This is a genomic window from Streptomyces sp. NPDC096132 (genome assembly GCF_044763345.1).
Taxonomy (GTDB): domain Bacteria; phylum Actinomycetota; class Actinomycetes; order Streptomycetales; family Streptomycetaceae; genus Streptomyces.
The window spans coordinates 289,797-302,692 of sequence record NZ_JBIWGA010000007.1; the positions used below are offsets into that span (position 1 = coordinate 289,797).

Consider the following 12,896-nt stretch of genomic DNA (forward strand, 5'->3'; position numbering starts at 1 on the left):
TCGTCGGGCTCCCGCGCGGTCCCGGCGACGGTGGGTGGTGCGGCTCCGGCGCCGGGTTGAGACGACTATGGGCTACCGACCAGGTCATGCCTAGCCCCCTGCTGATCGATATCGGGGATGTGGATCATCGATGTCTTGGATGCTCGGTTGTCATCGGCGCCTGCGTCAGTGCGACGGCGGTGATCCGGCGGGCTCGGACGTCGCCAGCGCCGTTCCCACGCGGGCGGCTGTCTCACGCAGCCAGATGTGGGCGGCGTCGTGCGTGTGTACCGGGTGCCACCACAGAGTCTCCTGGACAGGAACCGTCTGGTAAGGCGGCTCCATGATCCGTACGGCGGCCACCCCCCTCAGCCGCTCGGCGAGCCGGTGCTGCACCAGGGCGATCCGTCGGGTGCCGGCGACCAGGAACGGCAGCACCTGAAAGGTGTCGACGGAGACCTCGACGTGGGGGTCGATGCCGAGCATGCTCAGCTGTCGGGCGGCCGGAGCGTCGTAGGTGCGCTGGTAGCTGACCCAGGGCAGACGTGCCAGGTCGTCCATGGTCAGCCGGTCGCCGACCTCGTCGTTGGTGTCGGCGACGAGGAACGCCCAGCGGTCGGTGAACAGCTCCACCGCCGGGAAGCCGCTGATGACACCGCGCGGCATCAGCAGCCCGTCCGCCGTGCTGAGCGGCGTGGCGGTGTCCTCCATGACATCGGTCGGCGGCCGCAGGAAACGCAGCCGCACCCCGGGGGCCTCGGCGTGCACGGTCCGGGCGAGTTCGGCCCCGAACACGGCGACGGCGTAGTCGGAGGCGAACAGGGTGAACTCGCGCTCCTCGCTGCCGGGGAGGAAGTCGGCCCTGCTGGTGAAGACCCGCTCCAGCAGGTCGCAGGCCGTCGCCGTGCGGTCGAGGAGCGCGCGGCCGAGTGCGGTCAGCTCGTACTGCTTGCCGGCACGGGCGAGCAGTTCGTCGTCGAAGTGGCGGCGCAGCCGGGCCAGTGCCGCGCTCATCGCGGGCTGGCTCAGCCCGACGCGTTGCCCGGCGCGGGTGACGTTGCGTTCTTCCAGAAGGGCTCGCAGGGACAGAACGAGGTTGAGATCGAGGCCGGAGAGGGACACGACGCCTCCAGAGTTGAGCCGCACGAGACAGATGCATTTGTTCGGCAGATGATCAATATTCAAAGAATCTATTTCCCAGATTACTGGGTGGCGTGCACATTGGTCCCACCGCAATCTGGAGGACATTTCCGTGAAACCCGCAGCCCTTTCGGCGTCCTTCTCCGGACCCTTCGCCCTTGGCACCCTCTCCGCCCCTGACCAGGCGCCCTTCCCTGGTCTGGTGGTCCCCGGGGGGCGCGTGCTGGACCTTCGTACGGGCCTTGAGAACCCTGCCCTGACGGCCCGGGGGATCTTCGAGCACTGGGACGAGTTCCTTCCGCGACTGCGCGCCCTGGCGGCTGACGCCACCGGCGACGCCTGGCAGCCGCTCGACGGTCTGCGGGTGCACGCTCCCGTGGAACCCCGGCAGGTCTTCCAGTCCGGTGCGAACTACCGGCAGCACGTGATCGACCTGGAGGTCGCCCACCGCGCCCCCGACGACCCGCGCACGGTCGAGGAGGCCCGCGCCGAGATCGCCGAGGTCATGGACCGCCGGGCCGCCGAGGACCTGCCGTACGTCTTCATCGGACTGCCGAGCGCGATCACCGGCCCGTACGACGACGTCGTCCTCCCCTCGTGGGCCGAACAGCCGGACTGGGAGCTGGAGTTGGCGGCTGTGATCTCCCGGCCCGCCTACCAGGTCGGGGTCGAGGAGGCGCTGGAGTACGTGGCCGGGTACACGATCGCCAACGACCTCACCGACCGTGCCACCGTCTTCCGCCGGGACATGAAGGCCATCGGCACCGACTGGCTGCGCTCCAAGAACGCGCCCGGCTTCACCCCGCTCGGCCCGTGGACCGTGCCCGCCTCCTCACTCGCCGATCCCGGCGATCTGCGGGTCACGCTGAAGCTCAACGGCGAGACGATGCAGGACGAGTCGACCAAGGACATGCTCTTCAGCGTCGCGCGGATCGTGTCGTACGCCTCGCAGACGTCTCAACTTCTTCCCGGCGACCTGGTGTTGACGGGTTCCCCGGCCGGAAACGGCATGCACTGGGGCCGGTTGCTGCGGGACGGCGATGTGATGGACGGGTCGATCACGGGGCTGGGCGCCCAGCGCACACGCTGTGTCAAGGAGGGGTCGTGAACCGGCGCGATCCCGAGGGCGCGATCGCCGAGGCCGCCAAGGAGTTCTCGAACTGGGGGCGTTGGGGTGCGGACGACGTCCTCGGCACCCTCAACTTCCTCGACGAGGCCAAGCGCCGCGAGGGCGCCGCCCTGGTCCGCCGGGGGGTGAGCTTCTCGCTCTCCCAGCGCTTCGACATGAACGGCCCGCAGAAGGGCTGGCGGCGGCGCACCAACCCGGTGCACACCATGCTGGACACCGGCACCGACGCGGCCCTCGGCAATCAGGGCTTTCCGCACGGTATCGGTGGCGCGGACGACGTGATCGCGATGCCGCTCCAGTGCTCGACGCAGTGGGACGGGCTCGGCCACATCTTCGACCACGGCAACGCCTGGAACGGGCGCCGGGCCGAGAAGGTCGTCACCTCCGACGGCGACCTGGTCACCGGCATCGAGCACATGGCGCCGTACGTCGCCGGACGCGGAGTCCTCCTGGACGTCGGCCGAGTCATCGGCGAGGACGGCGAACTGCCGGACGGCTTCGCGATCACCGAGGAGCACCTGACCGCGACCGCCGAGGCCCACGGCGTGACCGTCGGCCACGGGGACATCGTCGTCGTCCGCACCGGGCGGCTGGCCCGCGCGCGCCGCGAGGGCTGGGGCGACTACGCGGGCGGCGACTCGCCGGGCCTGTCCTTCGCGACGGCCGGCTGGCTGCACCGCAGCGAGATCGCCGCGATCGCCACCGACACCTGGGGCTTCGAGGTCCGGCCCAACGAGTTCGAGCACGCCTTCCAGCCGCTGCACCAGGTCGCCATCCCGCACATCGGCCTGCTCATCGGCGAGATGTGGGACCCGGACGCACTCGCCGCCGACTGCGCGGCCGACGGCGTGTACGCGTTCTGGCTGACCGCCGCACCCCTTCCCATCACCGGAGCCGTCGGCTCCCCCGTCAACCCGGTCGCCGTCAAGTGACCCGTCCAACAAAGGAGTTGGCCATGGCAAGGCAGAAGAGCGTCCTGGTCATCGGAGGGGGCACCTCCGGCAACGCCATCACCGTGCTGCTGCGCCGTGCGGGCATCGAGGTCGACCTCGTCGAGGTCAAGCCGGACTGGAACGTGCGCGGCTCCGGCATCACCCTCCAGGGCAACGCCCTGCGCGTGCTGCGCGAACTCGGTGTCTGGGACGACGTCCGCGCGCACGGCTTCGGTTTCGACTCCCTCGGGCTGACCACGCCCGACGGCACCGTTCTCCACGTCAGCGAGGACATCCGCACCGGCGGCGACGACCTCCCGGCCACCCTGGGCATGCAACGCCCGGTCCTCCAGCGCGTCCTCATCGACGCCGTGCGGGCGTCCGGCGCCCACGTCCGGCTCGGCACCACCGCCGAGATCGTCGCCCAGGACGACACCGGGGTCGCCGTACGCTTCAGCGACGGCACCGAGGGGCGCTACGACCTCGTCGTGGCCGCCGACGGCCTCAGCTCCACGACCCGCGCCGCCATCGGCATCGACGCGAAACCCGAACCGACCGGCATGGCCATCTGGCGTGTCCCGGCGCCCCGCCCGGCCGGCGTGGAACGCAGCGACCTGGCCCACGGCGGACCCTGCTACATCGCCGGCTACACCCCCACCAGCAAGGACACCCTCTACGCCTACCTGGTGGAGCCCAACCGCGACCGCGCCACCATCCCGCCCGAGTCCTACGCGGACGAGATGCGCCGGCTCGCCGAGGGCTACGGCGGCGCCTGGGACGAGATCCGCGAGTCGATCACCGATCCGACGCAGGTGAACTACACCTGGTTCGACCGGCTGCTGGTCGAGGGCTCCTGGCACCGGGCCCGCGTCGTCCTCGTCGGCGACGCCGCGCACTGCTGCCCGCCCACCATGGCGCAGGGCGCGGCGATGTCCCTGGAGGACGCCTGGGTGCTGTCCCAGATGCTGACCAGCGCGGCCGTGTGGGACGAGCGGCTGCTCATGGACTACTACGAGCGGCGCGTGGACCGGGTCCGCATGGTCGTCGAGGCGTCGGTGCGGATCGGGCAGTGGCAGCTGGACGGCGAAGCCGGTGACGTGGCCGGCCTGATGGGCACCACCATGACCGCCCTCAAGGAACTGCCGTGACGGGACCCACCGTCGATGTGCACGCGCACGTCCTGCTCCCCGAGGTCGAGGCCCTCGTGGCCGGTCTGCCCGCCCTGGCCGAGGCCAAGGCGCTGGACGCCCGGCGGGGCGGCCCGGCCTCCCTGGCCGTCAACGGCCCCATGATCCGCGAGCGGATCCCACGGCTGACGGACGTCTCCGTACGGCTGGCCGCGATGGACGCCCAGGGCGTGGACATCCAGCTGGTCAGCCCGTCCCCGTCGCACTACCACTACTGGGCGGACGAGGAGACGGCTGAGAAGGTGTACCGGCTCGCCAACGAGGCGACCGCCGCGCACTGCGCACAGGCGCCGGACCGGCTGCGCGGGCTGGGACTCGTGCCGCTGCAACATCCCGAGCAGGCCGTTCGAGCCCTCGCCCACGCCCTGGAGCAGGGCCTGGCGGGAGTGGAGATCTCGTCGCACGCTCCCGGCAGGGAACTGTCCGACCCCGCCTACGCCCCCCTGTGGGCCCTGGCCGAGACGACCGGCGCACTCCTCTTCCTGCACCCCTTCGGCTGCACCCTCGACGAGCGCCTGGACCAGTGGTACCTGTCCAACGTCGTCGGCCAGCCCACGGAGAACGCCGTCGCGCTGTCCCACCTCATCTTCTCCGGCGTGCTGGACCGCCACCCCGGCCTGAGGCTGATCGCCGCGCACGGCGGCGGCTACCTGCCCACCCACATCGGCCGCTCCGACCACGCCTGGTCGGCGCGCCCCGACGCGGGCGCCGGCTGCGCCCACCTGCCGAGCAGCTATCTGAAGCGGATCTGGTTCGACTCCCTCGTCCACGACCCGCACGTGCTGCGGGAATTGATCCGGGTCGTCGGCGCCGACCGGGTCGTGCTCGGCTCCGACTTCCCCTTCGACATGGGCACCGAGGACCCCGTCGGCGCCCTGCGCGCGGCCCGGCTCCCCGACCCCGACTTCCACGCCGTACGGGGCGGCAACGCCGCCGCCCTCCTCCGGAAGGACTGACCTCATGCGCCTGCTCACTCATCTGCGCCACGTCGACCTCGCCGTGCCCGACTACGACAAGCAGCTCGACTTCTACGCCGGCGTCTGGGGCCTGACCAAGGTCGCCGAGGACTCCGGGATCTCCTTCCTGGCGGCCGAGGGCTCACCGGAGCAGTACGTGGTCCGGCTGCGCAAAGCCGACGAGAAGCGCCTGGACCTCGTCTCCTACGGTGCCGCTTCGGCGACGGACGTGGACACGCTCGCCGAGCAACTGCTCGCGGGTGGCGTCCAGTTGACCTCCCAACCGGGCAAGGTCGAGACGCCCGGCGGCGGTTACGGCTTCCGCTTCTTCGACGTCGACGGCCGCACCATCGAGGTCTCGGCGGACGTCGAGGTCAGGCAGCACCGCAGGATCGAGGAGAAGGAGGCGATCCCGGTCAAGCTGTCCCACGTCGTCCTCAACTCCCCGGACCTGAACCGCACCAGGGAGTGGTACGAGAGCCACCTGGGCTTCCGCCTCTCCGACACCCTCATGCATCCGAAGATGGGTGAGGCCATGCACTTCATGCGGATCAGCAACCAGCACCACTCCATGGCCATCGCCCAGGGCCCGCACACCGCCCTGCACCACATCTCCTTCGAGATGCGCGGCTTCGACGAGTACATGCGCGGCTCCGGCCGGGTGATCCGTTCCGGCGCCCGCAAACTGTGGGGCCCGGGCCGCCACCTGGCGGGTGACAACACGTTCACGTACTTCCTGGATCCGCAGGGCAACACCGTCGAGTACACGACGGAGCTGGAGGTGCTGGACGAGGACACCTGGCACCCCCACGTCTACGACTTCTCCCAGCCCGAGGTCACCGACCAGTGGGGCACCGCCAACGCGATGAACGAACTGGTGGCCAGGGAGTCGTTCAACGACGTCGACCGCGGCGTGTTCGTCGCCCCGCCGGTCTGATCCCCCCGAGTTCCGGGGACACGGCGGCCCTGTCAACTGCCCTGACTGTCCACACCGTGTCCCCGGTCCCCCTTCTGCCGACGCCTGTCCGACACCCGTCGGAGCCTGGAGCCGCACATGCGTTTCGCCACCTACGAACACCAGCACCAACGCCGTGTCGCCGTCGTCGAGGAGGACGGCACCCTGTACCCGCTCCCCGGAGCGCGCTCGCTCACGGAACTGATCGGCTCCGGCGGCGGCCTCGCCGCCTTGCTCGCCGCCGGTGCCGCCACCCTTGACGTACCGGCAGGACCTCATGTGTCCGAGGTGCGTCTGCTGCCGCCGCTGGCGCCCCCGACCGTCCGGGACTTCGTCACCTTCGAGGAGCACGTCGAGGGCGTACGGCGGTCCGTGGACGGCGTGGGCGGAGTACCCGACGCGTGGTACGACGCCCCGACCTTCTACTTCACCAACCCGTACGCCATCATCGGCGCGCACGACGACGTGCCGGTGCCGCCGGGCAGCGCCGTGCTCGACTTCGAGCTGGAGGTCGCCGCCGTCATCGGCCGGGAGGGGCGTGACCTCACCCCTGAGCAGGCCCGAGACCACATCGTCGGCTACACGGTCTTCAACGACTGGTCCGCACGCGATCTCCAGTCCCGCGAGATGCAGGTCCGCCTCGGCCCGTGCAAGGGCAAGGACACGGCCGCCACCCTCGGGCCGTACCTGGTCACCGCCGACGAGCTGGAGCCGTACCGGGACGCGGACGGCTTCCTGCGGCTCGCGCTGACCGCCGAGGTCAACGGCGAGGTCATCGGCAAGGACCTGCTGTCCAACATGAGCTGGACCTTCGAGGAAATGGTCGCCTACGCCTCACGCGGCACCGTCGTCCGCCCCGGCGACGTGCTCGGTTCGGGCACGTGCGGCAACGGCGGCTGCCTGGCGGAGCTGTGGGGTGTACGGGGCCGTCAGGACCCGCCGCCCCTCAAGCCCGGCGACACCGTCACCCTCACCGTCGAGGGCATCGGCACCGTCTCCAACGCCGTGGTCGCCGGCGTCGACCCGGTGCGGTTGCCGACCGCCCGCCGTCGCACCCGGGAGCGGCCGTGACCGACCTGTACCCCAAGCGGCTGCTCGGCAAGGTCGTCGTCGTCACGGGCGCGGCCCGCGGCCAGGGTGCGGCCGAGGCCGAGGCGCTGACCCGCCAGGGCGCCCGAGTGATCGCCGCCGACGTGACGGACGCGCCCGGCTGTCGTCGGCTCGACGTCACCAGCGACAAGGAGTGGGCCGAACTCGCCGCCGAGCTGGGGGAGTCGTACGGACAGGTCCACGGCCTGGTCAACAACGCGGGCATCACCTGGCGCGCCCGCGTCGGCGACGTACGCCCCGAGGACTTCGACCGCGTCCACGCCGTCAACGTCACCGGCCCGCTCCTCGGTATCCAGCACCTCGCCCCGCTGATGCCGCCGGGCTCGTCGATCGTCAACGTCGGCTCCGCCGCCGCGCTCACCGGCCACTACCCGGTCGCGTACACGGCCAGCAAATGGGCCCTGCGCGGTCTGTCGAAGGCGGCGGCCACGGAGCTGGGCCCGCGCGGCATCCGCGTCAACACCATCCATCCCGGCTTCATCGAGACCGAGATGACCGCCTCCGCGCACCCCGCCTTCCGTGAGGCCAACATCCGTGAGACGCCGCTCGGCCGCACCGGCACGGTGGACGAGATCACGCCGCTGGTGGTGTTCCTGCTGTCCGACGACGCCTCCTTCATCACCGGCGCCGAGATCCCCGTGGACGGCGGCCTCACCGCGCACGGCGGCGTCAAGTCCATCTCGGACGCGCTGCGGGACGGGGTCGCATGAGACGGCTCGAAGGGAAGGTGGCCCTGATCTCGGGTACGGCCCGTGGTCAGGGGCGGGCGGCGGCGCTGCGGTTCGCGGCCGAGGGCGCGATCGTCGTGGGCGGTGACCTGCTGCACGAGGGCGCCCTGGAGACACAGCGGCTCGTCGGGGAGGCGGGCGGCACCGCCCTCACCCCGATCCCGCTGGACGTCACCAGCGAGGAGTCCGTGCGGGCCTGGGTGGCGGAGGCGGTCGTCGCCTTCGGCGGGATCGACATCCTGTACACCAACGCCGGCGCCGTCCGGTTCGGCGCGGTGGACGAACAGCCGTACACGGACTTCGCGTTCACCATGCGCGCGGAGCTGGACTCGGTGTGGCTGGCGGCGAGCATCGCCTGGCCGCACCTGGTCGCGAGCCGCGGCTGCATCCTCACCGTCGGTTCGACGGCCGGCCTCACCGGCTCCCTCACCAACGCTCGTACCGCCCACTCGGCCTCCAAGGGCGCGGTGATCGCCCTGACCCGCCAACTCGCTGCCGAGGGAGCCCCGTACGGCATCCGCGCCAACTGCGTCAGCCCCGGAATGATCGACACCGAGGCCACGCGCGGCGACCTGCTCGCCGCCGATCACCCGATGCGCACCATCGCACGCCATATCCCGCTCGGTCGTGTCGGGCTGCCCGACGAGGTGGTCAACGCGGCCGTCTTCCTGGCCTCCGACGAGGCCTCGTACATCACCGGCGCCAACCTCGTCGTCGACGGCGGCTGGTCGTCCGTCCTCCCCGGCGCCGCCGGCTGAAAGGCACTTCCCCCATGGACAAAGTCAGTTCCAGCGCGGCCGAGGCGGTCGCGGACATCCGCGACGGCGCCTCGCTCGCGGTCGGAGGCTTCGGTCTCAGCGGGGTCCCGGAAACCCTCATCCGGGCCCTGCACGAGCAGGGCGCCACCGCCCTGTCCGTCGTCTCGAACAACTGCGGCGTCGACGGCCGCGGCCTCGGCGTGCTGCTGGCCGCCGGGCGTATCACCCGGGTGACGGGCAGTTATGTCGGGGAGAACAAGGAGTTCGCCCGCCAGTACCTGTCCGGGGAACTGGAGGTGGAACTGGTTCCGCAGGGCACGCTCGCCGAGCGGCTGCGCGCCGGCGGTGCCGGCATCCCCGGCTTCTACACCCCGGCGGGCGTGGGGACGCAGGTGGCCAAGGGCGGTCTGCCCTGGCGGTACGCCGAGGACGGCTCGGTCGCGGTCGCCTCCCCACCCAAGGAGACCCGCGAGTTCGCGGGCCGCCCACATGTCCTGGAGCACGGCATCACCACCGACTTCGCCCTCGTCCGGGCCTGGCGCGGCGACCGGCACGGCAACCTCGTCTTCCGGAAGGCCGCCGCGAACTTCAACCCGCTCGCCGCGATGGCCGGACACGTCACGATCGCCGAGGTCGAAGAGCTCGTCGAACCGGGCGAGTTGAGCCCCGACGAGGTGCATCTGCCGGGCATCTACGTCCAGCGGGTGGTGGAGCTGACGGCCGAGCAGGCCGCGGACAAGCAGATAGAGAAGAGGACGGTACGTTCCTGATGTCCTGGACCCGCGACCAGATGGCCGCCCGCGCCGCCGCCGAACTCACCGACGGCTCCTACGTCAACCTCGGCATCGGCCTGCCCACCCTGATCCCCGGTCACCTCCCGCCCGGAGTACGGGTCGTCCTGCACTCCGAGAACGGCATCCTCGGCACCGGCCCCTATCCGACGGAGGGACAGGTCGACCCCGACCTCATCAACGCGGGCAAGGAGACGGTCACCGTGCTGCCGGGTGCCGCGTTCTTCGACTCGGCGCTGTCCTTCGGCATGATCCGCGGCGGCCACATCGACACCGCCGTCCTCGGGGCCATGCAGGTCTCGCAGAACGGCGATCTCGCCAACTGGATGATCCCCGGCAAGATGGTCAAGGGGATGGGCGGCGCGATGGACCTCGTCCACGGCGCGCGCCGGGTCATCGTGCTGATGGACCACACGGCCAAGGACGGCACCCCGAAGATCCTTCGCGCGTGCACCCTGCCCCTGACCGGTGAGGTCTGCGTGCACCGGATCATCACCGACCTCGGTGTCCTCGACGTCACGTCCGGCGGCCTCGCCCTCGTCGAGACCGCCCCGGGCGTGACCATCGAGGACATCACCGCCCGCACCGACGCCCCCCTGCACACCGACGCGGTGACTGCCGCCTGCTGACGCCGGTTCGGACGCCCTCGGGGCCCGCTCCCCGGCCTGTTGCCGATGAGCGGGCCCCGAACGTCTGTGTTCAGGCCTGTGGCATCTCCCGCGATCACGCCGTCCGGCGGACGAGGGGCAGCAGTCCGGCCGCCGTGAGCAGGGAGGCGAGGCCGAGGAAGCCGACGGCGGTGGCGAGGCTGCCGGTGGCGGACTCGGCGGCGGACAGGGCGAGTGGACACATGAACTGTCCGAGGAAGAAGGACGCGATCCACAGGCCGGTCCCGCGACCGCGGTTGCCGTAGGAGAGTCCGGACATGGCCCAGGTGACCAGTGAGGGCAGCAGGAAGCCGGTGCCGACGCAGTTGAGGATCGCGCCGACGACGAGGACCAGGGGGTTCTGGGCCACGGCCATCAGCGCGCATCCGGCTCCGCACACGGCGAACACGGCGGGCAGTCTGCGCCCCGGCCGGCCCGTCAGCGAAGCGAAGAGGACGCAGCCGGCGACGGTCGCGGCGCTGGCGATCGCCGTGACGATGCCGATGAGCTCGCTGGATCTCACGCCCAGGCCGTTAAGCAGGAAGGCCGTCTTCACCGGGACGGTGTAGAAGACGAGGGCGCCGAGAACCGACAGCAGGCAGATGCCGGTCAGGCGGAGCGCGGGGAGCGGCCGGGCTTCGAGGGCGGTGGTGTTCTCCATGGCCGCACCCGGTTCGGTCCGGGACAGGAACACGGCCGTCGCGGGGGCGAAGAGGAGCCCGACCGCGTAGAGCCAGAACGGGGTACGCCAGTCGGCGGAGCCGAGGGCGCCGCCGAGTACGAAGAAGGCGGTGGCGGAGGCGGAGACGCAGACCGTCTGCAGGGCCAGGTGGCGGTGGCGTGCCCGGCCTGTGGAGTGGTCGCCGATCAGGGTGGTGCAGGAGGTCATGATGAAGGCCTCGGTCACGCCGAGACAGGCGCGACTGACCACGATGGCATCAAGCGAGTCCAGCCACAGGGGCGCGGTGCCGAACAGCGCGTACAGGGTGGACATGACGACGAGCAGGCGCCCGCGTCCCAGCCGGTCGATGACGACGCCGGCGACGGGAGCCGTCAGAGCGAGCGCGAGCGCGGGGATCGTCAGGACCATCGGGATCAGCACCATGGCACCGGGCGCCGCCGCGAAGTGCTCCTGCATCTTCGGCAGTACCGGAGCGAGCAGCACGGCGCCGAGGATGGGCAGACAACTGCCAGCCATCAGGAGCCATACCCCCCTGCGCTCGCCGACGCCTTCGGGGAGCGGCCCTGTGCCGTGGACGGCGGCGCCGTCGGACGACACGGGTGGCGAAGTGAACGCGGGCATGGGAGACCTCCACGAGGGCGACGGTGAGGGCGCGGCCGAGCCGTCGCCGTGGCCGTGCCACATCGCGGGGCGGCGCCGCACCCGAAGCGAATGCGCCCGGAACATCGGGCGTCAGGAACCCGCATGACTATGGGCCATGCTCTGGGCGCCGCCTACCCCCCGAGTGATCGAACTCTCCGCAGGCTTCCATCCAGCCGCTGGATGCCTTGTCGCTCCGTCACTCGGCTGCGGCGCCGCCCGGGTCCGCGTCCAGTGCGGGCAGTCCCTGCCCGGGGAGCCGGGCGAGGGCGAGCCGCAGGAACGCCTGGGCGGCGGGTGAGGTCGGGGCCGGGTCGCGATGGGCGAGGGCGAGCGGTTGCAGTGCCTGCGGGTCGTCGAGGCGCAGCACACAGTCGGCGTGGTCGGCGGGGACGATGGCGTCGGCGACCGGGCGGGGCACGACGGTGACTCCGATGCCCTCGAACGCCAGCGAGGCGAGGTCTCCGGCACTGCGCAACGCGCAGACCCCCCGGCGGCGGGCGCGGGCCCGCTCGAACGCGGCGTCCACCTGGGCGCGCAGTCCGGTGTCCGGTCCGCAGTCGAGGAAGCGCTCGTCGGCCAGGTCGCCCAGGTGCGTCACGCCGGTCCCGCGCAGCCGGTGCTGCCGGCCCACCACGGCCACGAGCGGCACCAGGCTCAGCAGGTGGTGCGCGATGCCGGCGGGCAACTGGTGTTCGTGCAGGGCGATCACAGCGATCTCCAGTTCGCCGGTCAGGAGCTGGGCGGCGGACTCCACTCCGTCCGCATCGGACACGGTGACCTCGACCGCGGGGTAGGCCTCCTGGTACTCCCGCAGCAGGCCGAGCTGGTCGATGTTCCCGGCCGTCAGGGTGACCGAGCCGACGCGCAGCCGTCCGCGCACGGGTCCGTCCAGTGAGGCGATCTCCGCCTGCATCTCCTGCACCGCCGTGAGGACGCGCCGCGCGCAGGCGACGAAGGTCTGCCCGGCGGGCGTCAGCCGGACGCTGCGGCTGGTCCGCTCGAACAGCCGGGCTCCCAGCTCGCGTTCGAGCTGGGTGACCTGGTGGCTGAGCCCGGACTGGCCGATGCGGCAGCGGGCCGCGGCGCGCGTGAAGTTGAGCTCGTCGGCGATGGCCACCGCGTACTCCATCTGCCGCAGATCCATCGAAGACTCCGATCATTTCGTGCATGTTTCACTGTTGGACACCCGAGATGCGCCGGGGACATCATGGTCGGAACGAGCCGATCGACGCTGGCTCTTCGGCGGATTCAGCAGGATTC

Annotated in this window: 13 protein-coding genes; 10 read left to right on the forward strand and 3 right to left on the reverse strand. The window is 71.2% G+C overall.

The window, feature by feature from the left end:
- Positions 1-165: 165 nt before the first annotated feature.
- Positions 166-1,101 carry a LysR family transcriptional regulator gene (locus ACIRF9_RS19255; RefSeq protein ID WP_242762046.1) on the reverse strand — a complete coding sequence of 312 codons (936 nt, stop codon included), beginning with the start codon at positions 1,099-1,101 and terminating at the stop codon, positions 166-168.
- A gap of 130 nt (positions 1,102-1,231) precedes the next feature.
- On the opposite strand from ACIRF9_RS19255, the gene ACIRF9_RS19260 reads away from it, so the two are divergent.
- The 10 genes from ACIRF9_RS19260 (at position 1,232) to ACIRF9_RS19305 (ending at position 10,294) form a co-directional block, all read left to right on the forward strand.
- Entirely contained in the window at positions 1,232-2,227 is a 996-nt protein-coding gene (locus tag ACIRF9_RS19260; protein ID WP_403823181.1) for a fumarylacetoacetate hydrolase family protein, read from the forward strand.
- On the forward strand, positions 2,224-3,180 hold the full coding sequence (locus tag ACIRF9_RS19265; protein WP_403823185.1) for a cyclase family protein: 957 nt from the start codon (positions 2,224-2,226) through the stop codon (positions 3,178-3,180). Before ACIRF9_RS19260 ends, ACIRF9_RS19265 begins: the two co-directional genes overlap by 4 nt.
- A gap of 23 nt (positions 3,181-3,203) precedes the next feature.
- Positions 3,204-4,328: an FAD-dependent oxidoreductase gene (locus ACIRF9_RS19270; RefSeq protein ID WP_403823188.1), complete on the forward strand. Its 1,125-nt coding sequence runs from the start codon at positions 3,204-3,206 to the stop codon at positions 4,326-4,328.
- On the forward strand, positions 4,325-5,323 hold the full coding sequence (locus ACIRF9_RS19275; protein ID WP_403823191.1) for an amidohydrolase family protein: 999 nt from the start codon (positions 4,325-4,327) through the stop codon (positions 5,321-5,323). The genes ACIRF9_RS19270 and ACIRF9_RS19275 overlap by 4 nt, the downstream gene beginning before the upstream one ends.
- A gap of 4 nt (positions 5,324-5,327) precedes the next feature.
- Complete coding sequence (locus ACIRF9_RS19280; RefSeq protein WP_403823194.1) at positions 5,328-6,260, forward strand: VOC family protein; 933 nt, start codon at positions 5,328-5,330, stop codon at positions 6,258-6,260.
- Between the two features lie 117 nt (positions 6,261-6,377).
- On the forward strand, positions 6,378-7,349 hold the full coding sequence (locus tag ACIRF9_RS19285; protein ID WP_403823197.1) for a fumarylacetoacetate hydrolase family protein: 972 nt from the start codon (positions 6,378-6,380) through the stop codon (positions 7,347-7,349).
- Positions 7,346-8,098, forward strand: coding sequence for an SDR family NAD(P)-dependent oxidoreductase (locus ACIRF9_RS19290; RefSeq protein ID WP_403823200.1), 753 nt, complete (start codon positions 7,346-7,348; stop codon positions 8,096-8,098). Before ACIRF9_RS19285 ends, ACIRF9_RS19290 begins: the two co-directional genes overlap by 4 nt.
- The gene (locus ACIRF9_RS19295; protein WP_403823202.1) at positions 8,095-8,874 is read left to right on the forward strand and encodes an SDR family NAD(P)-dependent oxidoreductase; all 780 of its coding nucleotides are present in this window, start codon (positions 8,095-8,097) and stop codon (positions 8,872-8,874) included. The genes ACIRF9_RS19290 and ACIRF9_RS19295 overlap by 4 nt, the downstream gene beginning before the upstream one ends.
- Positions 8,875-8,888: 14 nt before the next feature.
- Positions 8,889-9,644, forward strand: coding sequence for a CoA transferase subunit A (locus tag ACIRF9_RS19300; RefSeq protein WP_403823205.1), 756 nt, complete (start codon positions 8,889-8,891; stop codon positions 9,642-9,644).
- Positions 9,644-10,294, forward strand: coding sequence for a CoA transferase subunit B (locus ACIRF9_RS19305; RefSeq protein WP_403823207.1), 651 nt, complete (start codon positions 9,644-9,646; stop codon positions 10,292-10,294). The genes ACIRF9_RS19300 and ACIRF9_RS19305 overlap by 1 nt, the downstream gene beginning before the upstream one ends.
- A 94-nt stretch (positions 10,295-10,388) precedes the next feature.
- On the opposite strand, the gene ACIRF9_RS19310 is transcribed toward ACIRF9_RS19305, so the two are convergent.
- Both ACIRF9_RS19310 and ACIRF9_RS19315 read right to left on the reverse strand, forming a co-directional pair.
- Complete coding sequence (locus tag ACIRF9_RS19310) at positions 10,389-11,615, reverse strand: MFS transporter (RefSeq protein ID WP_403823210.1); 1,227 nt, start codon at positions 11,613-11,615, stop codon at positions 10,389-10,391.
- A 217-nt stretch (positions 11,616-11,832) separates the two neighbouring features.
- Positions 11,833-12,780 carry a LysR family transcriptional regulator gene (locus tag ACIRF9_RS19315; RefSeq protein WP_403823213.1) on the reverse strand — a complete coding sequence of 316 codons (948 nt, stop codon included), beginning with the start codon at positions 12,778-12,780 and terminating at the stop codon, positions 11,833-11,835.
- Between the last annotated feature and the right edge of the window lie 116 nt (positions 12,781-12,896).

What these genes read in the sequence shown, in the direction of transcription:
- ACIRF9_RS19305 (WP_403823207.1), top strand. Translation starts at nt 9,644, where the DNA reads ATGTCCTGGACCCGCGACCAGATGGCCGCCCGCGCCGCCGCCGAACTC.
- ACIRF9_RS19295 (WP_403823202.1), top strand. Translation starts at nt 8,095, where the DNA reads ATGAGACGGCTCGAAGGGAAGGTGGCCCTGATCTCGGGTACGGCCCGT.
- ACIRF9_RS19310 (WP_403823210.1), bottom strand. Translation starts at nt 11,615, where the DNA reads ATGCCCGCGTTCACTTCGCCACCCGTGTCGTCCGACGGCGCCGCCGTC.
- ACIRF9_RS19270 (WP_403823188.1), top strand. Translation starts at nt 3,204, where the DNA reads ATGGCAAGGCAGAAGAGCGTCCTGGTCATCGGAGGGGGCACCTCCGGC.
- ACIRF9_RS19300 (WP_403823205.1), top strand. Translation starts at nt 8,889, where the DNA reads ATGGACAAAGTCAGTTCCAGCGCGGCCGAGGCGGTCGCGGACATCCGC.
- ACIRF9_RS19280 (WP_403823194.1), top strand. Translation starts at nt 5,328, where the DNA reads ATGCGCCTGCTCACTCATCTGCGCCACGTCGACCTCGCCGTGCCCGAC.
- ACIRF9_RS19315 (WP_403823213.1), bottom strand. Translation starts at nt 12,780, where the DNA reads ATGGATCTGCGGCAGATGGAGTACGCGGTGGCCATCGCCGACGAGCTC.
- ACIRF9_RS19285 (WP_403823197.1), top strand. Translation starts at nt 6,378, where the DNA reads ATGCGTTTCGCCACCTACGAACACCAGCACCAACGCCGTGTCGCCGTC.